The sequence below is a fragment of the Hymenobacter jeollabukensis genome, from assembly GCF_005771675.1.
Taxonomy (GTDB): domain Bacteria; phylum Bacteroidota; class Bacteroidia; order Cytophagales; family Hymenobacteraceae; genus Solirubrum; species Solirubrum jeollabukense.
On the sequence record NZ_VAJM01000001.1, the window covers coordinates 303,349 to 322,069 of the forward strand.

The window sequence follows — 18,721 nt, forward strand, 5'->3', positions numbered from 1 at the left end:
GAGTTGTCGGTTGTCAGGGGGCTGGTGCTGCCAATTTTTCAATGACTGACAACCCACAACTCGCAACTGACAACTGATTCCTGCCCGAAATGTACTATTTTCGTCCCCCGTGGCCCAACGGGGCCACCGTTCAGGTGGCTGCATTCCCTTCTTTTCCCGCCGTTTTTGAGCCTTCTGATGGCCCAAACCCTGAACCTTACCATTACCGCCGACGTGCTGACGCCGGCGGAACTCTCCGCCGACGAAGCCCGCTGCTGGCAGGCCGCCCAGGCCGCCACCGACCACGCGTACGCGCCTTACTCCCACTTCCACGTCGGCGCCGCCCTGCTGCTTGATGACGGCAGCATCACCTGGAACACCAACCAGGAAAACGCTGCCTATCCCTCCGGCCTCTGCGCCGAGCGCACCGTGCTCTTCGGCCTGAACGGCCAGCCCGGCCGCACCGTCAAGCTGATGGCCGTGGCCGCCCGCCCCCAAAACGGCGAGTTCGTGGCCGTCACCTCCTGCGGCGCCTGCCGCCAGGTGATGGCCGAGTCCGAAAGCCGGCAGGCCGAGTCGATTCCGCTGCTGCTGCCCGGCCCCAACGGCACCATCTGGCGCTTCCACAGCCTGGCCGACCTGCTCCCCTTCCAGTTTATGTCGGACGTGCTGCCGGCCCGCGGCTAACCAAACGGGCGGGCGGTGGTTATTCGCCCGCCCGCTCAGTTGCCCGCTATGGAAGCCCACGAACACCGCCTGCAGGTGCCCCGCACCGCCCGCTACTACCAGCTCGGCGAGCTGGCCACCGCCCGCCAGCTCTTCGTGGTTTGCCACGGCTACGGACAGCTGGCGGCGTATTTCATCCGCCACTTTCGCCTGGCCGTCGACACCGTGCCCGGCACGGTCGTGGTAGCGCCCGAAGGCCTCTCCAGGTTCTACCTGCAGGGCAACAGCGGCCGCGTGGGCGCCACCTGGATGACGAGCGAGGACCGCCTCACCGAAATCGAGGACTTCTCGGCCTACCTTGACACCCTGCTTCAGCAGCTGCTGGCCGCCGCACCCGCCGATGTCGCGGTGACGGTGCTCGGCTTTTCGCAGGGTGCCACCACCGTCAGCCGCTGGCTGCTGCGCAGCGGCTTCACGCCCGCGCACCTGGTCCTCTGGGCCGGCACCTTCCCCGCCGACGTCGACCCCACCGCAGCCACCGCCCTGCTCACCCGCGTGCCCCGCCTCACCGTCGTCTGCGGCGACTCGGACAGCTATTTGCCCGAGGAGCGCGTCAACGAGCAGCTGGCCCTGCTGCGCGGATTGGGCGCCCAGCCAGACATGATTTGGTTTGAAGGCAACCACGAGATGAAGCCGCCCATCCTACGCCGGCTGGCGCAGCACTAATTCAGGCAAAAGCAAACGGCCCGCTGAGTAGCGGGCCGTTCGTCTTGTGGCGCTAATGAAATGAGGGCTACCCCGGCTGCTTGACGATGGTCGTAGCGGCGGCCTGGGCCCCGGCCAGGATGGTGACTTCCGAAATGGTCACGTGCGGCGGGCGCGTTACAATGAACTGGATGACTTCGGCCACGTCCTCGGGCTTGAGCGGCTCGAAGCCCTGGTACACCTTGGCCGCCCGCTCCGCGTCGCCCTTGAAGCGCACCGCCGAAAACTCCGTTTCCACGGCGCCGGGGTTTACCTCCGCCACCCGGATGCCCAGGCTGATCAAATCCAGCCGCATGCCCTTGCTGAGCGAGGCCACGGCCGCCTTGGAGGCGCAGTACACGTTACCGTTGGCGTAGGCCTCGTGTCCGGCAATGGAGCCGATGTTGACGATAAAGCCGCTGCGTCGTTCCTGCATCACCGGCAGCACCGCGTGGGTCACGTTCAGCAGCCCGCGCACGTTGCTGTCGAGCATCAGGTCCCAGTCGTTCGGGTCGCCGTCCTGAATCGGCGCCAGGCCGTGGGCGTTGCCGGCATTGTTGACGAGCACGTCAATCTGCCGAAAAGCTACCGGCAGGCTGTCGACGGCCGCGATGGTAGCGGCCCGGTCGCGCACGTCGAAAGTCAGAATATGGACCGGCGCGGGGCCCAGCGCGGCGGCCAGCTCCTCCAGCCGCTCCCGCCGCCGCCCCGTCACGACCAGCTGGAAGCCGACCTGCGCCAGCGCCACCGCCGTAGCCCGCCCGATACCCGACGAAGCGCCGGTTACAAGTGCTGTTTTCATCTTGCGAAATGGTTAAATGGCTGAATGGTCAAACGGTTGATTGTTCTGTTACCAGAACGACCAGCCATTTATCCATTCAGCCATTTGACAGTCAAAACTTATTCAAACGTGAAGTACAGCGTCACCGTGTTGCTGCGGATGCGCTGAAAGCTGCGCGAGTACACGTCGGGGGCACCCGGCTGGGCCAAGTTGGTCAGCCCGTGCGAGAAGCGCAGTTCGGGCGCAAACTTGAAGAACGGGTAGAACAGGTCCAGCCCCACCCCGTACTCGATGGCGAAGTCCGAGGTGCCCACCTGCATCTGGTTGCGCTCCGGGTCGCGGCGGCGGTTGCCGATGTTAAAGCTCTGCCGCACGCCGCCCACCAGGTACATGCGGGTGTTGCGCCGCCGGTCCGACTTAAACTTGATCAGCAGCGGCACATCCAGCTGCGTCGAGCCGATTTCCTGGTTGTTGATTTCCTCCGTTGCGTTGCCCACTTTCTCGAACTCCACCTGCCGCGTCAGAAACGACACGCCGGGAATAAAGCGCAGGTTCCAGTGGTCGGCCAGGCGCACGTCGTTGACGAAGCCCACCGCGAAGCCGGGGGCCACCTTGGCGTTGGCCGCAATACCGGTGCCGCCCTTGATGCGGTCCACGTAGTACTGCGAGTGCTCCAGCCGGTAGCGCGACATGTTCAGGCCAATGTTGAAGCCCGGGCGGTACCACCGCTCGTCGTAGCCCGGCAGGTTGTTCACCGTCACCGATTTCACCTGCCCGTTCTTGCCGCGCTTAGCTTTGGTGTAGCTTTTATTCTGGGCCAGGGCCGCCGTGGGCAGGCCCAGCAGTAGCAGCGCCAACAGGCGCAGCGTTACTTGGTGGCGGTGTAGATGGAGCTGATGCCGAAGGTGAGCGGTTGCCATTGGGGAGAAGTAAATCCGACCTCGCGCAGGATGGTCAGAAAATCCGGACCGTCGGGGAAGGCCTGCACCGATTCGGGCAGGTAGGTGTAGGCCGCGCGGTCCTTGGAAATCAATTTGCCGAATACCGGCAGCACGTGCCGGAAGTAGAAGTTGTAGGCCTGCTTGAAGGGAAACTTGCGGGGCTTGGAAAACTCCAGAATCACCACTTTACCGCCCGGTCGCAGCACGCGCTGCATTTCGGCCAGGCCCTGCCGCAGGTTTTCAAAGTTACGCACCCCGAAGGAAGCCGTCACCGCGTCGAAGGTGTTGTCCTCGAAGGGTAGGTTCTCCGAGTCGCCCAGCTGCAGCTCCACGCGGTGGCCCAGGCCCCGGTCGCGCACCTTGCGGCGCCCCACCTCCAGCATGCCCTCCGAAATGTCGACGCCCGTCACGTGGGCCTGCTCGCCCAGCTTCAGGGTTTCGAAGGCGAAGTCGCCGGTGCCGGTGGCAATGTCCAGAATACGGCTCGGGTGCAGGGCTTTCAGCTCGCCCACGGCCTTGCGGCGCCAGTAGATATCGGTGCCGGCGCTCAGGAAGTGGTTCAGGAAGTCATACTTGCCCGCGATGCTGTTGAACATCTGCGCGACCTGCGTCTTCTTGCCGGTGGGGTCGTCTTTGTAGGGTACTACGGTCATGGTGCGGTGGGCGTACAAACGGCCAAAGGGGCCGCAAATTGCCCAATAACAACGGAGCCGCCCGCATAATGTTAAAAAAAAGCGGGTCGGACCACTGGTCCGACCCGCTTTTCGGGCTGCCAAAACCGGCTAGGCTATTCGGTTTTGGTTTTCACTTTGGTTTTGTCGCCGGTGGCGTCCTTGGCTTTGCCGTCCAGTTCCCCGTTTTTGGTCGTGGTCTTGGTCTTGGAGTCGTCGGCGCCTTTGGTTTTCACCTTCACTTTGTCGCTGTCCTCGTCCACCTTGGTTTTCACCTTGGTGCCGTCGGCCGTTTTAGCCTTGGTTTTGCCGGGCTGCAGCGGGGCCGTGGTGCGGCTCGACGTGCCAGTGGTCGTAGTAGTCGTACCAGTAGTGGTGGTGGTGGCACCGCCGCCGGGGGTCGTCATTACGTCGTTGATGGTCTGGCCTTCCTTCAGAATCGGCTTGAATTCCACACGGCGGTTGAGCTGCATGTTCTCCGGCGAATCGTTCGGGGCAGCCGGGCGACGCTCGCCGTAGCTAACCGTTACCATGCGGGTATCCGTCACGCCATTCTTCTTCAGGAAGTTGAAGGCCGAGTTGGCGCGGTTCTGCCCAAGCACCATGTTGTACTCGTCGGTGTTACGCGAGTCGCAGTGGCCCTCGATGGAGATGTTCAGCCCGGGGTTCGACTTCATGATGCCGGCCACGTTGTTCAGCTGCTTCACCGATTCAGGACGCAGGTTGTACTTGTCCGTATCGAAGTAAATCGGCTTCATGTTCACGCCCGCCAGGGAGGTCGTGTCCACGTACGGGATGTAGAAGTTCTTGGTGATGGTGGTCGAATCGTTCGTTACCACCGGTACGGCAAACTCCTCTGTCGTGATGTTCTTACCGTCTTTCGACAGCGCCACCTGGTACGAACGGCCCGACAGCACGTTCACCTGGTAGTTGCCCGAGTCGGGCTTGGTCACGTCGCGGAAGCTGATAACCTCTTTCGAAGCCGTCTGCCCGTTGAACACCAGCTCTACCCCCGGAATGACCGTCGTCGAGTCGCGGGAGGAGAAGACCTTGCCCTTGATGTTGACGTTCTTGATGTAGTTGATGGTGTAGATGTCCTTTTCCCCGTAGCCGCCGATGCGGTACGACGACAGGTAGGCGTACGAGCCGTCGGGCGAAAGGCGGTAGTAGGTGTCATCGTCCGGCGTGTTCACCGGGTAGCCCATGTTTTCGGGGCGGCCCCAGGCGCGGGCCGCCTCGTCCCAGCTCGACTTGAAGATGTCGTAGCCGCCCATGGTGTTGTGACCACGCGAGGCGAAGTACATCGTCTTGCCGTCGCGGCTCAGGTAGGGGCTGTCGTCGTCGAACTTGGTGTTGATCTGGTTGCCGATGCTCTTGGCCGGGCCCCAGTCGCCGCCGGGCTGGCGGGTGGCGTAGTATATGTCGAGGGTGTTGTCCTCGGAGTACTTGCTGGTCGAGAAGTAGATGGTCAGCCCGTCCGGGGTGATGTAAGCATCCGACTCGAAGGCTTTCGAGTTGATGTTACCGTTCAGCTTCTTCGGCTCCGACCAGTCAGCACCCGTCTTCTCCGAGTAGAAGATGTCGCCGTTCTCGTCGTTGCGGTACATCAGCAGCTTGGTGTCATTATCGAACACCTGAATCGAGGCGTCGTGACCCTTGCCGTTGAGCGCACCCGACAGCGAGCGGGGCTTCTCCCACTCGTCTTCGCCCAGGCGCTTCGACTCGTAGATATCTTCGTAGTACTCGCCGTCGGCGGCTACTTTCTGCTTGCCGCTCGGGGTGGCGTTGTTTGGGTCGGCACCGCGGGCTTCGCCCGAGCGCGAGGTGAACAACAGCACTTTGTCGTCGGCCGAAATAACCGGGCTGTGCTCCGAGTACGAGGTATTCACCGTCGGCCCGAGGTTCTTCACGAAGATGTCCTTGGGCGAGTTGAACTGAATCTTAGCGTTTTTGGCGTGCTGAATCAGCTGGGCCAGCTGGGCTTTGCGGGTGTCCTTCTTCTTCAGCGTGGCGTTGTACGCTTGGAAGTGGGCAATGGCCTCGTCAAAGTTATAGTTCAGGTGGTCGACGCGGCCGAGCCAGTACTCAACGTCTTTCGAGACTTTCGGCTTCAGTTTCTGCGCCTTGTAGATGTAGTCGCTGGCCTTCTCCTTGTCGAACGACATGTACGAGATGCCGGCCCGGAACAGCGCCAGGGCGTTGTTGGGGTCTTTGGCCAGTACTTGCTCGTAGTAGGGAATGGCGGCGCGGTAGTTCTCCTGGTCAAAGAACTTATTGGCGGTCTTGAGTTGCTTTCGGGTGCCTTGGGCCATCGAAGGCTGAGCCACCGCAGCAGTCAGGGCCATGGCCACCGAAGCCTGTAGTAACCTTCTGACGAAGTTGTCCATTGGAAGGGGAGTTTGGAATATGGAGTTGCAGAGAAGGGTTGTGCGGTGCTTTGCGTACTCCCGAAAAACGGGGCTAGGGTTAGCAAAAGCGTCCCTATATACTCAAAAGCTGCCTTAAGGTTAGTTTGCCGTCGGGTAATTTTGCGGAGAAGCCGGCTCTTCTGTCGAAAGTCGGCTTCCTTCTAACCCCCGCGGAGACACCCGAAAACGGGTTTACCACGGGCAAAGATAAAAATTTTATAATACGACCTTCGCCGTATCCAATCCGCTGGCAAGCTGACACCCAAGAGTTTCGTGATTTTGCCGCTTGCAAAAAAGTGTGAAAAACCCACTTGGAGCCGCACAAATATAGACGCACAATAATAATAGCAAGGGGGCCAGCCAAAAATTTAATACGAACCCAGAAAAAATAGGACTTCTAATCCCTAATCCGCGGCCCCGTACTTTTGCGGGCGTAATTCACCTAATTCAAGGCCCGGTAAATATGCACATTCGTGACGCCCGTTTTCTGACCAGCAACACCGAAGTAGCCAAGTGCCCGCCGGCCACGCTGCCCGAATATGCCTTTATCGGACGCTCCAACGTGGGCAAATCCTCGCTGATCAATATGCTGACTGCCCGCACCGGGCTGGCCAAAACGTCATCGTTGCCGGGCAAAACCCAGCTGATCAACCATTTTATAATTAACGAGCAGTGGTACCTAGTCGATTTGCCGGGCTACGGCTACGCCCGCGTGAGCAAGGAGTCGCGCGCCAAATGGCGCAAAATGATTTGGGCGTATTTGTCGAAGCGCGAAAATCTGACCTGCGTATTTGTGCTCATCGACTCGCGCCTGCCCCCGCAGCCCGTTGACCTGGAGTTTATTAGCGAATTGGGCGAGCGGGGCGTGCCGTTCGTGCTGGCCTTCACCAAGGCCGATAAGCAGTCGACCGGCAAAACCCAGCAGAACGTGGACGTGTTCCTGGCCAAGATGAGCGAAACCTGGGACGAATTGCCGCGCTGGTTTATCACTTCGGCCTCGGCCCGGGAGGGGCGCGACGCGGTGCTGGCCTTCATCGAGGAGGTGAACGGGCAGATGCGCGAAACGGAAGGGAATGCGTAGATTGGCAGCGTAATTGCCAAGCCGGAACGCGCGCTGCGCACTCGTTTTGTTTCCTTCTCTTTTCCACCCCTCCTCACCATGAAAAAGACCACCTTCACGCTGGCCCTGGCCCTGTCGGCGCTGGTTGCGCTGCCCGCCCTGGCTCAGCAGAAAGTGAAAGTGAAAACCGAAGGCACCGCGCCGGCTCCGGAAGTAGCCCCCGCGCAGGACCCGGTTACCAAAATTGCCACGGCCGCTCCGAAATCCATTCCCGTCGCCGAGTACTACGAAGGCGGGCAGCAGGCCATGTACGACTTCATCTACAAGGAGCTGAAGTACCCGCTGATGGCCCGTCGCAACCGCATTCAGGGCACCTGCATCGTGAGCTTTACCCTGACCCCGGACGGCACCATGAGCGGCGTGAAGCTCGTGAAGCAGGTCGGCGGCGGCACGGGCGAAGAAGCGCTGCGCCTGGTGAAGCTGCTGCAATTCAAGAAGCCCGAATACCCCATTCTGACCAGCCTGCCCATCAGCTTCAAGCTGGGCGCTGCCGGCGCCAACACGACCGCCGAATAACCCCGCTTTTTTCTCACATCCCATTCCCCGCTCTTTATGCCCTACGACCTGAGGGAAATTGCCGCCATCAGCGGTATGCCCGGCCTCTACCGCCTCGTGCGCCCCGCCAACAACGGTGTGCTGGTGGAAACCCTGGACCCGCAGGCCCGCCGCTCCGTAGCTTCGGCCCGCAACAAAGTTTCGCTGCTGCACGAAATCAGCATCTACACCGAAGACCCGGACTACACCGTGCCGCTGACGGAGGTGTTTGACCGCATCTACCAGAAGCACGGCCAACAGCTGCCCGTGACCAACAAGTCGACCGACAAGGAGCTGACCGGCTTCCTGGGCGACATCATTCCCGACTTCGACCGCCAGCGCGTGTACCTCTCCGATATCAAGAAACTGGTATCGTGGTACGCGGCCGTGAGCAGCCGCCTGCCCTACCAGGAAGCGGCCGCCGAAGACGCTGGCTCGACGGATGAGCTGAGCACCGGCGGCGCCGTGCCCACCCAGTCGACGGAGGCCGATGACGCGGCCGGCAGCCCCGAAGCCGCCACGGAAGATAAGCCCAAGCGCAAGAGCAAGAAGGCAGAGTAATCAGGCCTGACTCGCACAAAAAAGCCCCGCTGATTGCTCAGCGGGGCTTTTTTATTGTGTTTCATGATGACCCATCAGGTCGGGCGCAGCCGAGGCACGACGGGCTTATCGCGCTGTTGCCGGCCTACGCCTCGCGGGCGGCTACGGCTTCGGCGGGCTCGGGCGAGAGGAAGGACTCGGCTTTGTCGACCAGCTCCGTCGAGCCGATGTAGAGCGGGCAGCGCTGGTGCAGCGAGGTCGGCTCGATTTCCATCAGGCGCTTCTGGCCGTTGCTGGCCTTGCCGCCGGCCTGCTCCACGATGAAGGCCAGGGCGTTGCATTCGTACATCAGGCGCAGCTTGCCGTTGGCGTTTTTGGCCGTGGCCGGGTAGATGTAGATGCCGCCCTTGAGCAGGTTGCGGTGGAAATCGGCCACCAGGGAGCCGATGTAGCGGGCCGAAAACGACTCGTCCTTGCAGTACTGCACGAACTGCTTCACGCCCTCGGGGAAGGAGTTGGCACTGCCTTCGTTGATGGAGTAGATGTTGCCCGACGGCGGCGTGGTGATGTTGGGGTGCGAAAGGAAAAATTCGCCCAGCGAAGCTTCGTAGGTGAAGCCGTTGACGCCGTTGCCGGTGGTGTACACCAGCATGGTGCTCGAGCCGTAAATCACGTAGCCAGCGGCTACCTGGTGCACGCCCTTCTGCAGGCAGTCTTCCTGGGTGCCCTCCTGCCCGATGGCCGACTGGCGGCGGTAAATCGAGAAGATGGTGCCGATGCTCACGTTCACGTCGATATTCGAGGAGCCGTCCAAGGGGTCGATGGCCACCACGTACTTGCCCTGGTTTTTGCCGGTCTGGATCATGTCCTCGTCTTCCTCGGAAATGACCGTGCAGACTTCGCCGCCGTTGCGCAGGGCGCGGATGAAGCGGATGTTGGCAATGACGTCGAGCTTCTGCTGCTCTTCGCCCTGCACGTTTTGCTGGCCGTAGGCGCCGGTGATGTCGATCAGGCCGGAGCGGTTGATTTCGCGGTTGACGATTTTGGCCGCCAGCGCAATGTCGCGCAGCAGCTGGGACAGCTCGCCGGTAGCGTAGGGGAAGTCCTCCTGCTTGCGCATGATAAACCGGTCGAGGGTGGTGCCGACCGGCAGCGCGAGGCGGTCCTGATTATGATCCATAGCAGTGGGAAAGTGAGAAAAAAGCGGGAACAGGGGGTAACAAAACTACGCCTTTTCGACCCGCTTTCTACTTTTGACGCATGCAATCTTCGCACCCGCTCCGCGTGTATAAGTTCGGTGGCGCCTCCGTCAAGGACGCCGCCGCGATAAAAAATCTGCAACATATCCTGGGGCAGAATCCTGACGGCCAACCGCTTCTGGTGGTGGTTTCGGCCATGGGCAAAACCACCAACGCGCTGGAGCACATATTCCATCTGGCGCACTCGGGCGAGGACTATTCCGCCCCGCTGGCCGAGCTGCGCCGCTTTCACCTGGAGGTAGCCCAAGCCCTGCTGCCCGACGCCCAGCTGAACCCCGACGGCGTGCCCGCCTGCGGGGAAGGCAGCGGCGCCCTGCACCACCTGCTGCAGGAATTAGGCGACCGGCTGGCCACGCTGACGAAGGGCGAGTACGACCGGCAGTACGACCAGGTGGTGAGCTTCGGCGAACTGCTGGCCACCTGCGTGGTGGCGGCGGCCGTGGGCGCCCAATGGCTGGACGTGCGCCCACTCATTCGCACCGACCACAGCTGGCGCGAGGGCCGCGTGGACTGGGCCACCACCGAGCGTAACCTGCGCGAGCAGGTGCTGCCCATGCTGCAGCGCGGGGTGGTGCTCACGCAGGGCTTCCTGGGCGGCACGGCCAGCGGGCAGACGACCACGCTGGGCCGCGAGGGCAGCGACTACACGGCCGCCATCCTGGCCTACTGCCTCGGGGCCGAGTCGGTGACCATTTGGAAGGACGTGGCGGGGCTGCTGAATGCCGACCCGAAAATCTTCCCCGATACGGTGCGCTACCCCGAAATCAGCTACCAGGAAACCATCGAAATGGCCTACTACGGGGCCTCGGTGATTCACCCCAAGACCATCAAGCCCCTGGCCGTGCGGCGCATTCCGCTGTACGTGAAGTCGTTTGTGGACCCCGCGGCCGAGGGCACCAAGATTCACGACTGCAAGCACGGGCTGCTGGCCCCGGCGCTGATTCGCAAGACGGATCAATGCCTGATTTCCTTTGAATCGAAAGACCTGACGTTCATTTCGGAGGAGAACCTGGAGGTTATTTTCGGCACGCTGGCCCAAGTGCGGCTGAAAATCAACCTGATGCAGAACTCGGCCATTTCGTTTTCGGTGTGTACCGACTGGCACGAGTACCGCCTGCGCAAGCTGCTGGAGCAGCTGCGCGAGCAGTTCACCATCTACTACAACACCGGCCTGGAGCTCTACACCATCAAGAACTACACGCCCGAGGCCATCAGCCAGCTGACGCAGGGGCGCGAGCTGCTGCTGGAGCAGCGCACCCGGCAGACGTTTCAGTTCGTGGCGCGAGCTTCAGCTGACAAGTGACGGGTGACAGGCCGCAAACATGAACTTTTTACGTGCCACCGGTTACTTGCCCCCCAACATCAAACCTTTTTGGCCCGGTTCGGCTTATAGGCGTACTTTTGCTGCGGAGAATCATTCCTATCTGTGAGTACGCCTTTGAATTTGTCCGTTCCCGACCGTGACCAGCTGTACCAGCGCCTGACCAAGGCCGGGCTGCGGGCCACGCAACAGCGCCTGGGCATTCTGGAAGCCCTGCTGACCCTGCCGGGCCACCCCACGGCCGAGCAGGTGTTTCGCTCGGTGCGGCCGGCCAACCCTACCATTTCGCTGGGCACGGTGTACAAGGCGCTGGACTCGTTTGTGGCCGCCGGCCTGCTCAAGCGCGTGGCTGACGCCGACGGCACCCGCCGCCGCTACGACACGGACTGCACCAACCACCACCACCTCGTCTGCCAGGACACGCAGGAAATCATCGATTATTGCGACCCGAAGCTGGACCAGCTGCTGCAGGAATTTTTCGCCAGCCGGGGCTTCGAGCATTTCCAGCCCCACTCCTTCTCGCTGCACATCACCGGTGTGCGCAAGTAACCCCCCGCTGACCGCAACCCAGTTGGCGCGTCCCATCGGCACGGCCGGCGCGCGGGCTGCTGCGTATACCCCCGCAACCGACCGCACCTAATAACTGTCCCACCAACCAACCGCAAACAACCCTTTTTCACTCAACCCCATAATCATGGCAGTTCTCGTAGGCAAGCGTGCCCCCTCGTTCAAAGCTACCGCCGTTATCGACGGCGAATTCGAAGAGGATTTCTCGCTCGACCGTTACCTGGGCAAGAAGCACGTTATCTTCTACTTCTACCCGGCCGACTTCACGTTCGTTTGCCCCACCGAAATCATTGCGTTTGAAGACCGTTTGGCCGAGTTTGAGGCTAAAGGCGTAGCCGTCGTGGGCTGCTCCACCGACTCGCATTTCTCGCACTTCGCCTGGCTGAGCACCCCGCGCGACAAGGGCGGCATCGAAGGCGTGACCTACCCGCTGGTAGCCGACGCGACCAAAACCATTGCGGCCAACTACGACGTGCTCGGCGGCCACTACGACTACAACGAAGCCGGCGAAATGACCTTCGTGGGCTCGCCCGTAGCCTACCGCGGCCTGTTCCTGATCGACAAGGACGGCATCGTGCGCCACCAGCTGGTGAACGACGGTCCGCTGGGCCGCAGCATCGACGAGGCCATGCGCCTAGTGGATGCCCTGCAGTACTTCGAGAAAAACGGCGAAGTGTGCCCCGCCAACTGGGAAGAAGGCAAGGAAGCCATGTCGGCCACCCGCGAAGGCGTAGCCAGCTACCTGGCCAAGCACGCTTAGTAATAAGCTAATGCACGTTGAAAAGCTCCGGTCGTTGCGGCCGGAGCTTTTTCGTTTTTGGGGCTACCGGCAGTATTACCAGCGGCTACCGGTTAATTTTGCAGCCTGATTGATCGGTCGGCTGCCTTTGAACGCCGGCTTTCCGCCGCTTGATGCCCCTACGCACCAAGCACCTACGCACCAAGCACTAAAAGTTGGTTTTCCTTTATTCTCTCGCCCTTCACTTCTACGGTCTGCTGCTGCGGCTCGTGGCGCCCTTTGTGCCCAAAGCCCGGCAGTGGGTGGACGGCCGCCGCAATTGGTTGCCGGGCCTGCAGGCCCGCCTGGCCAACGATGCTGCCCCGCGCATCTGGCTGCACTGCGCCTCGCTGGGCGAGTTTGAGCAGGGCCGGCCGCTGCTGGAAGCCCTGCGCCGGCAGTACCCCGGCCACCGGCTGGTGCTGACGTTCTTCTCGCCCTCGGGCTACGAGGTGCGCAAGGACTGGCCCGGCGCCGACTACGTGTTCTACCTCCCGCTCGACACGGCCGCCAACGCCCGCGCCTTCGTGGCGGCGGTGCGGCCCGAGCTGGCCATTTTTGTCAAGTACGAGTTCTGGTACCATTACCTGGCCGAGCTGAAGCGCCAGCAGGTGCCGACCGTGTGCGTATCGGCCATCTTCCGATCCGAACAGGCGTTTTTCAAGCCCTGGGGCGGCTTTTTCCGCCGGGTGCTGCGCCAGCTGACGCACATCTTCACCCAGGACGAGGCCTCGGCCCGGCTGCTGCGCGGCATCGGCATTTCGCAGGTGACGGTGGCCGGCGACACCCGCTTCGATACGGTGGTGGCTACAGCGGCCGCCCCGGCGCGGGAGTTGCCCATCGTGGCGGCTTTCACGGCCGATGCGGCCCCGGTGCTGGTGGCTGGCTCGGTGTGGCCGCCCGACGTGGACGTGCTCACGCCCAGCCTGCAGCGCCACGCCGACGAGCTGCGCGTCATCGTGGCCCCGCACGAAATCAGCGAGGCGCACCTCCAGCAGGTGGAAGCTGCCCTGCCCGGCCGGGTGGTGCGCTACTCCCGCGCCGACGCCGCTACCGTGGCCCAGGCCCGCGTGCTGCTCATCGACAACATCGGGCTGCTGCGCGAGCTGTACCGCGCCGGCGACCTGGCCTACGTGGGCGGGGCTTTCGGCAAGGGCCTGCACAACACCCTGGAAGCCGCCGCCTTCGGCCTGCCCCTGCTCTTCGGCCCGCGCTACGAGAAGTTTCGCGAAGCCCGCGACCTGGTGGCCGGGGGCAGCGCCTTCGTGGTAACCACGGCCGCCGAAGCCGAGGCCCGCTTAGCGCCGCTGCTGACGGATGCCGCCCGGCGCACCGACCTGGGCCAGCGGGCCCGCGCCTACGTACAGCACGAAGCCGGGGCCACGGCGCGCATTCTGCGCGCGGTGAATGAGCGAATGAGCAAATGAGTGATTATCGTTCTATTTCAACCACCTCACATTCGTCTACCCGCTTGCTACTTCCCTCATTCACCAATCACTCATTCACCGCATGACCGGAACCGTCGTCAAATCCACCGGCTCGTGGTACGTGGTGCGCGACCATGCCACCCTGCAGCTGCACCGCTGCCGCCTGCGCGGGCGCTTCAAGCACAAGGGCCTGAAGGTGAGCAACCCGCTGGCCGTGGGCGACGTGGTGCGGTTTGACACCGACCTCGACGGCGACGCGGGCACCGGCGTCATCGACCACATCGAGCCACGGCGCAACTACATCATCCGCCGCTCGGTGCACAAGACCGAGCACGCGCACATTGTGGCGGCCAATATCGACCAGGCCCTGCTGGTGGTGACGCTGGCCTCGCCGGCCACCTCGTTCGGTTTCATCGACCGGTTTCTGGTGACGGCCGAGGCCTACCAGATTCCGGCCACGCTGGTGTTCAACAAGGTAGACATCTACGAGGAAGAGCTGCTGGACTACCTCGGGCAGATCGAGAATATGTACCAGCGCACCGGCTACCCCACCCTGCGCAGCTCGGCGCACAGCGGTGAAGGCGTCGCTCAGATTGCGGCGCTGCTGGAGGGCAAAACTACCCTGCTCTCGGGCCATTCGGGCGTGGGCAAGAGCACGCTCATCAACGCGCTGGTGCCCGACCTGGACCTGAAAACGGCCGAAATCAGCGAGTACTCCGACAAGGGCAAGCACACGACCACCTTCGCCGAAATGCTGGAAGTGCGCCCCGGCACCTACCTCATCGACACGCCCGGCATCAAGGAGCTGGGGCTGGTGGATATGAAGAAGACTGAGCTGGCGCACTACTTCCCCGAAATGCGCGCCCTGCTCGGCCAGTGCCGCTACCACAACTGCCGCCACGTGGAAGAACCCGGCTGCGCCGTGCGCGAGGGCGTGAAAAAGGGCCGCATTGCCCTGCCCCGCTACGACAGCTACCTCAGCATGCTCGCCGACGAGGACAACCGCCACTAAACCGCTGGGACAGCACGACTTTCAGGTCGTGCTACCACTATCGTTGCCGGCTCCCACAACTCGCTGATTCGGCTCGGCAACAACCTGCGCCCCGTTCGCTGCGAATACACCAGTACGGGCCTCCTTGGGCGCGGACGTATTCCATGAAGCATCACATTGCCTTCATTGGCCTGGGCCGCATGGGCCAGGCCATGGCGACCAACCTGCTGCTGGCCGGCCACACCCTCACCGTCTACAACCGCTCGCCGGACAAAGCGGAGGCCATGCGGGCCCGCGGCGCCAGCGTAGCCGACACGCCCGCCGACGCGGTGCGCGAGGCCGAAGTCGTCTTCACGATGGTGACCGACGACGAGGTGCTGCGCGAGCTGACCACTGGCGACGACGGCATCCTGGCCGGCCTGCCCCCCGACGCCGTGCACGCCTCCTGCAGCACCGTGGCCCCCGCCACCAATCAGGAGCTGGCCATGATGCACCGGGAGCACGGCTCCTGGCTGGTGGCGGCGCCGGTGTTCGGGCGGCCCATCGTGGCGGCCAACGGGCAGTTGTGGGTGTGCCTGGCCGGCCCGAACAAGGCCAAGTCGCGCCTGCTGCCGCTGCTGCCTTCCTTCAGCCAGGGCAACTTCGACCTAGGCGAAGACCCGGGCGCGGCCAACGTGCTCAAGCTCTGCGGCAACTTCATGCTGGGCGCCGCCATCGAGGCCATGGCCGAAGCCTTTACCCTGGCCGAAAAGAGCGGGCTAGACCGCATGGTGGTGTTTGAATTTCTGACCACGGCGCTGTTCAACAGCCCCGCCTACCGCACCTACGGCCGTATGGTGGCCGAGGAAGACTACCAGCCCGCTGGCACGGCACCGTCCCTGCTGGAGAAAGACCTGAAGCTTACGCTGGCGGAGGCCCGCGCCCACCAGGTGCCCATGCCCGTGGCCAACATCATCCTTGACCATCTGACCGCCACCGTCACCCGCCACTCCTCCGCCGATGAAGACTGGACGTCCTTCGCCCGGCGCATTTCCGAAAGCGCGGGTTTGATTCGGTGAAATAATCTGCTCGGTCATCCTGAGCAGCGCAAACCGCAGGAAGACGTAGCCAAGAACATTGCGCGTCCCTCGCTCCGCCGCTGCCCATGAAGTGCTGAAGCTTTCTTTGTGATGTCATTAACACCGAAGCGCAGCTACCTAGCCCGAACGACGGGGCCTTGGTAGCTGCGCTTCGGCGTTGGTGCAAGGTGTGAGCAAGGTCCTTGACTCCGTCGACCTTCGGTTCGGCTACGCCTCAGGATGACACGCCTTTTCCCATTCTCAACTACTCGCTGGGCGGCAGCAGCACTTTGTCGATGACGTGGATGATGCCGTTTTTCGACACCACGTCGGGCGTGGTGACTTTGGCGCCGTTGACGGTGATGTTGTCGCCCTGCACGCTGATTTTCAGCTTGTGGCCTTCCATGGTAGTCAGCTCCTGCCCGTCGCGCAGGTCGAGGGCCAGCAGGCGGCTCTGGATGATGTGGTAGCCCAGCAGGCCGGTCAGGTTGTCCTTGCTTTCGGGCTTGAGCAGGCCGGCCATGGCGCCGTAGGGCAGGCCCTTGAAGGCGGCGTTGCTCGGGGCAAATACGGTGTAGGGCCCGTCACCGGCCAGCTTGGCGGCCAGGTCGGTTTTCTGGGCGGCGGCCAGCAGCTGGCTTAGCTCGGGCGATGCGGCCAGGTTCTGGGCCAGGGTTTTGTCGGGGGTGAGGGCCGAGCCGCCCACTTCCACGCCGCCGGTTTTGCCCATGCGCAGGGAATCGGAGCTGGCGTTGGGGTCGTAGGCGGTGGAGTCGGTGACGGCAGCGTCGGTGCCTTCGGGGTTGGTGGTTTCGGGCTGGGAGTTGCAGGCGGCCAGCAGCGGCAGCAAAGCCAGCAGGGGCGTAAAGCGGATGCGCATAGAAGTCAAATTGGGAGCGTAAAGCTAGCAGACGCAAGAGCGGCCGGCAAGGTTGGCCCGGCGGCGGCTTCTCCCCTTTCTGCGGGCCGCCACGACGACGCCCGGCAAGAAAAAGCCCGGCCTGCGTGGAGCAGACCGGGCCGGTATTCGCCAGACCGCGCCGGGCTTAGAGCTTGGCCGGCAGCAGCACTTTGTCGACCACGTGGGTCACGCCGTTGCTCGACACCACGTCGGGAATGGTGACGGTGGCGCCGCCGACCATCACCTTGCCGTCTTTCACGCTCACTTTCAGCTTCTCGCCTTCCACGGTGGTCAGTTCCTGGCCATCGGTCAGGTCGGCGGCCTTCAGGGCGCCGGGCACCACGTGGTAGGTCAGCACTTTGGTGAGCTTGGCCTTGCTCTCGGGCTTCAGCAGGCCGTCCACGGTGCCGGCGGGCAGGGCTTCAAAAGCCGCGTTGGTGGGCGCGAAGACCGTGAACGGGCCGGCGCCTTTCAGTGTCTCCACCAGGCCGGCGGCCTTCACGGCGGCTACCAAAGTGGTGTGGTCCTTGGAATTCACGGCGTTGTCGACGATGTCCTTATCGGGCGTCATCATGGCGCCGCCCACCAGCACGCCTTCGCCGGCCGGGGCCGCGGTGGCCGAGTCCATGGGCGCCTCCGTGACGGTGGCCGTTTCGGTGGTCGTGGTGGTTTCGGCCGTTTTGTTGTCGCCGCAGCTGCTGAGGGCCAGCGGGGCCGCCACGGTCAGCAGGGCCAGGGCAGCGGTGGTCAGGGTCTTTTTCATCGAGCGGAATGAGGGTTTGGAAAGAAGGATGGCACCGCGGGTGGCCGTATGTCAACGGCCCGCGGTCAGCACCTTACGAAGCCCGAGGGCACCCCGGATTTGCGACCCGCCGTAAACAGCTACTTTTGCAGCCGCTCCGGCCCGCGGGCCGGTTCGGGTACCCGTTTCCCCACAGTCCCTCATTCCATGAAAACTGCCGAAATCCACACCAGCAAGGGTGTGATGAAAGTTGAGTTCTACGAGCAGGATGCTCCCGGCACCGTGAAGAACTTCACCGACCTGGCCCAGAAGGGCTTCTACGACGGGCTGAAGTTTCACCGCGTGCTGCCGAACTTCGTGATTCAGGGCGGCTGCCCCAACTCGCGCGACGGCGCCAAGGGCACGCCCGGCACCGGCGGCCCCGGCTACAAGATTCCCTGCGAGCTGACCGGCGGCAACCAGTACCACGACCGCGGCGTGCTCTCTATGGCCCACGCCGGCCGCAACACCGGCGGCTCGCAGTTCTTCATCTGCCACTCGCGCGACAACACCGCCCACCTCGACCGCAACCACACCTGCTTCGGCAAGGTGGTAGAGGGCCTGGACGTCATCGACCAGATCCGCCCCAACGACACCATCGAGAAAATCGTGGTGCAGGACGACCAGGCCTAGCGCCGGCCCTTCTGCCACGCAGCAAAAAGCCCGCGGCCGTATTCGGCGGCGGGCTTTTTTTACGACCGATGGCGGCACCGGCAGCTCAAAAAAAATGCCCTCCCGCCGGCCGGTACCGACGAAGAGGGCAACGCTAGTCGCAGACCGGCGGAAGGGCAATCGGGAGCAGCAGCCATTCCCTTCTGCTGACCCCGCATCCGCGGTCCGGGCAACTAGTATTTCTGGAAAATCCACCGGCAGCCGGGCTGGTATTTCTTGTATACCGGCCGGTGCATGCTGGTCTTGCCACGGCGGCCGAAGTTGCCGGGGCGGGCCGCGGCGGCGTCCAGCGAGGGCAGCAGCAGGGCAACAACCAGGAAGAACGAGGCGAGGCGGGCGAGGACGGTGGCTTTCATAAGTTCGGGCAAAAAGGGCGTTTCGGGAGCGTGGAGCGGGCCGTTGTGCCCGTTCGACATGACAAAGGTGCGGCGGCCCGCCCCCTGCCCGCCGGGAGTTTCGCCGAATGGGGAAAACGGCTGTGCGAACGGCGCGCCTCGCTGGCTGAGCCCGGCCGGCAACCCGTTCGGCGGTTGCGCCGTTGCCGGTATGGGCTTTTCCGCGAACTTGCCGGCCTGATAATCG

At 63.0% G+C, this 18,721-nt stretch carries 20 protein-coding genes; 12 read left to right on the top strand and 8 right to left on the bottom strand.

Annotation, left to right across the window (positions count from 1 at the left end; genetic code table 11):
• The first annotated feature begins 177 nt into the window (after positions 1 to 177).
• Together FDY95_RS01355 and FDY95_RS01360 are read left to right on the top strand one after the other, a co-directional pair.
• Positions 178 to 666 carry a cytidine deaminase gene (locus FDY95_RS01355; RefSeq protein ID WP_138075446.1) on the top strand — a complete coding sequence of 163 codons (489 nt, stop codon included), beginning with the start codon at positions 178 to 180 and terminating at the stop codon, positions 664 to 666.
• A gap of 48 nt (positions 667 to 714) precedes the next feature.
• Positions 715 to 1,371 (top strand): alpha/beta hydrolase, encoded by a 657-nt coding sequence (locus FDY95_RS01360; RefSeq protein WP_138074925.1) that lies wholly within the window; start codon positions 715 to 717, stop codon positions 1,369 to 1,371.
• A gap of 67 nt (positions 1,372 to 1,438) precedes the next feature.
• Here FDY95_RS01360 and FDY95_RS01365 read toward each other — a convergent pair whose 3' ends face one another.
• From FDY95_RS01365 to FDY95_RS01380, 4 genes are all read right to left on the bottom strand, one after another.
• Entirely contained in the window at positions 1,439 to 2,191 is a 753-nt protein-coding gene (locus FDY95_RS01365) for an SDR family NAD(P)-dependent oxidoreductase (protein ID WP_138074926.1), read from the bottom strand.
• A 98-nt stretch (positions 2,192 to 2,289) separates the two neighbouring features.
• A complete protein-coding gene (gene porT / locus FDY95_RS01370; RefSeq protein ID WP_138074927.1) occupies positions 2,290 to 3,090 on the bottom strand; it encodes a type IX secretion/gliding motility protein PorT/SprT in 801 nt (266 codons plus the stop codon).
• The gene (gene ubiE, locus FDY95_RS01375; RefSeq protein WP_138074928.1) at positions 3,039 to 3,764 is read right to left on the bottom strand and encodes a bifunctional demethylmenaquinone methyltransferase/2-methoxy-6-polyprenyl-1,4-benzoquinol methylase UbiE; all 726 of its coding nucleotides are present in this window, start codon (positions 3,762 to 3,764) and stop codon (positions 3,039 to 3,041) included. The genes porT and ubiE overlap by 52 nt, the downstream gene beginning before the upstream one ends.
• A 134-nt stretch (positions 3,765 to 3,898) precedes the next feature.
• On the bottom strand, positions 3,899 to 6,169 hold the full coding sequence (locus tag FDY95_RS01380) for an OmpA family protein (protein ID WP_171025480.1): 2,271 nt from the start codon (positions 6,167 to 6,169) through the stop codon (positions 3,899 to 3,901).
• A 484-nt stretch (positions 6,170 to 6,653) separates the two neighbouring features.
• On the opposite strand from FDY95_RS01380, the gene yihA reads away from it, so the two are divergent.
• The 3 genes from yihA to FDY95_RS01395 all read left to right on the top strand — a co-directional run bounded on the left by yihA (position 6,654) and on the right by FDY95_RS01395 (position 8,405).
• On the top strand, positions 6,654 to 7,271 hold the full coding sequence (gene yihA / locus FDY95_RS01385; protein ID WP_138074929.1) for a ribosome biogenesis GTP-binding protein YihA/YsxC: 618 nt from the start codon (positions 6,654 to 6,656) through the stop codon (positions 7,269 to 7,271).
• A 78-nt stretch (positions 7,272 to 7,349) separates the two neighbouring features.
• Positions 7,350 to 7,826: an energy transducer TonB gene (locus FDY95_RS01390; RefSeq protein ID WP_138074930.1), complete on the top strand. Its 477-nt coding sequence runs from the start codon at positions 7,350 to 7,352 to the stop codon at positions 7,824 to 7,826.
• Between the two features lie 36 nt (positions 7,827 to 7,862).
• Positions 7,863 to 8,405: a DUF5606 family protein gene (locus FDY95_RS01395; protein WP_138074931.1), complete on the top strand. Its 543-nt coding sequence runs from the start codon at positions 7,863 to 7,865 to the stop codon at positions 8,403 to 8,405.
• 124 nt (positions 8,406 to 8,529) lie between these two features.
• Here FDY95_RS01395 and fbp read toward each other — a convergent pair whose 3' ends face one another.
• The gene (gene fbp / locus FDY95_RS01400) at positions 8,530 to 9,564 is read right to left on the bottom strand and encodes a class 1 fructose-bisphosphatase (protein ID WP_138074932.1); all 1,035 of its coding nucleotides are present in this window, start codon (positions 9,562 to 9,564) and stop codon (positions 8,530 to 8,532) included.
• Positions 9,565 to 9,644: 80 nt separating this feature from the next.
• Between fbp and FDY95_RS01405 the strand changes: the two genes are divergently transcribed.
• The 6 genes from FDY95_RS01405 (at position 9,645) to FDY95_RS01430 (ending at position 15,785) form a co-directional block, all read left to right on the top strand.
• Positions 9,645 to 10,946: an aspartate kinase gene (locus FDY95_RS01405; RefSeq protein WP_138074933.1), complete on the top strand. Its 1,302-nt coding sequence runs from the start codon at positions 9,645 to 9,647 to the stop codon at positions 10,944 to 10,946.
• A 141-nt stretch (positions 10,947 to 11,087) separates the two neighbouring features.
• A complete protein-coding gene (locus tag FDY95_RS01410) occupies positions 11,088 to 11,513 on the top strand; it encodes a Fur family transcriptional regulator (protein WP_138074934.1) in 426 nt (141 codons plus the stop codon).
• A gap of 145 nt (positions 11,514 to 11,658) precedes the next feature.
• On the top strand, positions 11,659 to 12,291 hold the full coding sequence (locus FDY95_RS01415) for a peroxiredoxin (protein WP_138074935.1): 633 nt from the start codon (positions 11,659 to 11,661) through the stop codon (positions 12,289 to 12,291).
• Between the two features lie 194 nt (positions 12,292 to 12,485).
• Positions 12,486 to 13,736, top strand: a complete 1,251-nt coding sequence (locus FDY95_RS01420; protein WP_138074936.1) for a 3-deoxy-D-manno-octulosonic acid transferase — start codon at positions 12,486 to 12,488, stop codon at positions 13,734 to 13,736.
• An 82-nt stretch (positions 13,737 to 13,818) separates the two neighbouring features.
• On the top strand, positions 13,819 to 14,748 hold the full coding sequence (rsgA, locus tag FDY95_RS01425; protein ID WP_138074937.1) for a ribosome small subunit-dependent GTPase A: 930 nt from the start codon (positions 13,819 to 13,821) through the stop codon (positions 14,746 to 14,748).
• Positions 14,749 to 14,891: 143 nt separating this feature from the next.
• Positions 14,892 to 15,785, top strand: a complete 894-nt coding sequence (locus tag FDY95_RS01430) for an NAD(P)-dependent oxidoreductase (protein WP_138074938.1) — start codon at positions 14,892 to 14,894, stop codon at positions 15,783 to 15,785.
• Positions 15,786 to 16,050: 265 nt separating this feature from the next.
• On the opposite strand, the gene FDY95_RS01435 is transcribed toward FDY95_RS01430, so the two are convergent.
• Positions 16,051 to 16,665 carry a fasciclin domain-containing protein gene (locus tag FDY95_RS01435; protein WP_138074939.1) on the bottom strand — a complete coding sequence of 205 codons (615 nt, stop codon included), beginning with the start codon at positions 16,663 to 16,665 and terminating at the stop codon, positions 16,051 to 16,053.
• Between the two features lie 166 nt (positions 16,666 to 16,831).
• Positions 16,832 to 17,314 (bottom strand): fasciclin domain-containing protein, encoded by a 483-nt coding sequence (locus FDY95_RS01440; RefSeq protein ID WP_246073919.1) that lies wholly within the window; start codon positions 17,312 to 17,314, stop codon positions 16,832 to 16,834.
• Positions 17,315 to 17,635: 321 nt separating this feature from the next.
• Here FDY95_RS01440 and FDY95_RS01445 point away from each other — a divergent pair, with 321 nt between their 5' ends.
• Complete coding sequence (locus FDY95_RS01445) at positions 17,636 to 18,100, top strand: peptidylprolyl isomerase (protein WP_111476521.1); 465 nt, start codon at positions 17,636 to 17,638, stop codon at positions 18,098 to 18,100.
• 212 nt (positions 18,101 to 18,312) lie between these two features.
• Here the strand turns inward: FDY95_RS01445 and FDY95_RS01450 are convergent, their stop codons facing one another.
• On the bottom strand, positions 18,313 to 18,495 hold the full coding sequence (locus FDY95_RS01450) for a hypothetical protein (RefSeq protein ID WP_138074941.1): 183 nt from the start codon (positions 18,493 to 18,495) through the stop codon (positions 18,313 to 18,315).
• Positions 18,496 to 18,721 lie beyond the last annotated feature (226 nt).

Bases quoted from the DNA above. Each gene is read 5' to 3' on its own strand.
- FDY95_RS01355 (WP_138075446.1), top strand. From the start codon at position 178: ATGGCCCAAACCCTGAACCTTACCATTACCGCCGACGTGCTGACGCCG.
- FDY95_RS01360 (WP_138074925.1), top strand. From the start codon at position 715: ATGGAAGCCCACGAACACCGCCTGCAGGTGCCCCGCACCGCCCGCTAC.
- FDY95_RS01365 (WP_138074926.1), bottom strand. From the start codon at position 2,191: ATGAAAACAGCACTTGTAACCGGCGCTTCGTCGGGTATCGGGCGGGCT.
- porT (WP_138074927.1), bottom strand. From the start codon at position 3,090: ATGGCAACCGCTCACCTTCGGCATCAGCTCCATCTACACCGCCACCAA.
- ubiE (WP_138074928.1), bottom strand. From the start codon at position 3,764: ATGACCGTAGTACCCTACAAAGACGACCCCACCGGCAAGAAGACGCAG.
- FDY95_RS01380 (WP_171025480.1), bottom strand. From the start codon at position 6,169: ATGGACAACTTCGTCAGAAGGTTACTACAGGCTTCGGTGGCCATGGCC.
- yihA (WP_138074929.1), top strand. From the start codon at position 6,654: ATGCACATTCGTGACGCCCGTTTTCTGACCAGCAACACCGAAGTAGCC.
- FDY95_RS01390 (WP_138074930.1), top strand. From the start codon at position 7,350: ATGAAAAAGACCACCTTCACGCTGGCCCTGGCCCTGTCGGCGCTGGTT.
- FDY95_RS01395 (WP_138074931.1), top strand. From the start codon at position 7,863: ATGCCCTACGACCTGAGGGAAATTGCCGCCATCAGCGGTATGCCCGGC.
- fbp (WP_138074932.1), bottom strand. From the start codon at position 9,564: ATGGATCATAATCAGGACCGCCTCGCGCTGCCGGTCGGCACCACCCTC.
- FDY95_RS01405 (WP_138074933.1), top strand. From the start codon at position 9,645: ATGCAATCTTCGCACCCGCTCCGCGTGTATAAGTTCGGTGGCGCCTCC.
- FDY95_RS01415 (WP_138074935.1), top strand. From the start codon at position 11,659: ATGGCAGTTCTCGTAGGCAAGCGTGCCCCCTCGTTCAAAGCTACCGCC.
- rsgA (WP_138074937.1), top strand. From the start codon at position 13,819: ATGACCGGAACCGTCGTCAAATCCACCGGCTCGTGGTACGTGGTGCGC.
- FDY95_RS01430 (WP_138074938.1), top strand. From the start codon at position 14,892: ATGAAGCATCACATTGCCTTCATTGGCCTGGGCCGCATGGGCCAGGCC.
- FDY95_RS01435 (WP_138074939.1), bottom strand. From the start codon at position 16,665: ATGCGCATCCGCTTTACGCCCCTGCTGGCTTTGCTGCCGCTGCTGGCC.
- FDY95_RS01440 (WP_246073919.1), bottom strand. From the start codon at position 17,314: ATGGACTCGGCCACCGCGGCCCCGGCCGGCGAAGGCGTGCTGGTGGGC.
- FDY95_RS01445 (WP_111476521.1), top strand. From the start codon at position 17,636: ATGAAAACTGCCGAAATCCACACCAGCAAGGGTGTGATGAAAGTTGAG.
- FDY95_RS01450 (WP_138074941.1), bottom strand. From the start codon at position 18,495: ATGAAAGCCACCGTCCTCGCCCGCCTCGCCTCGTTCTTCCTGGTTGTT.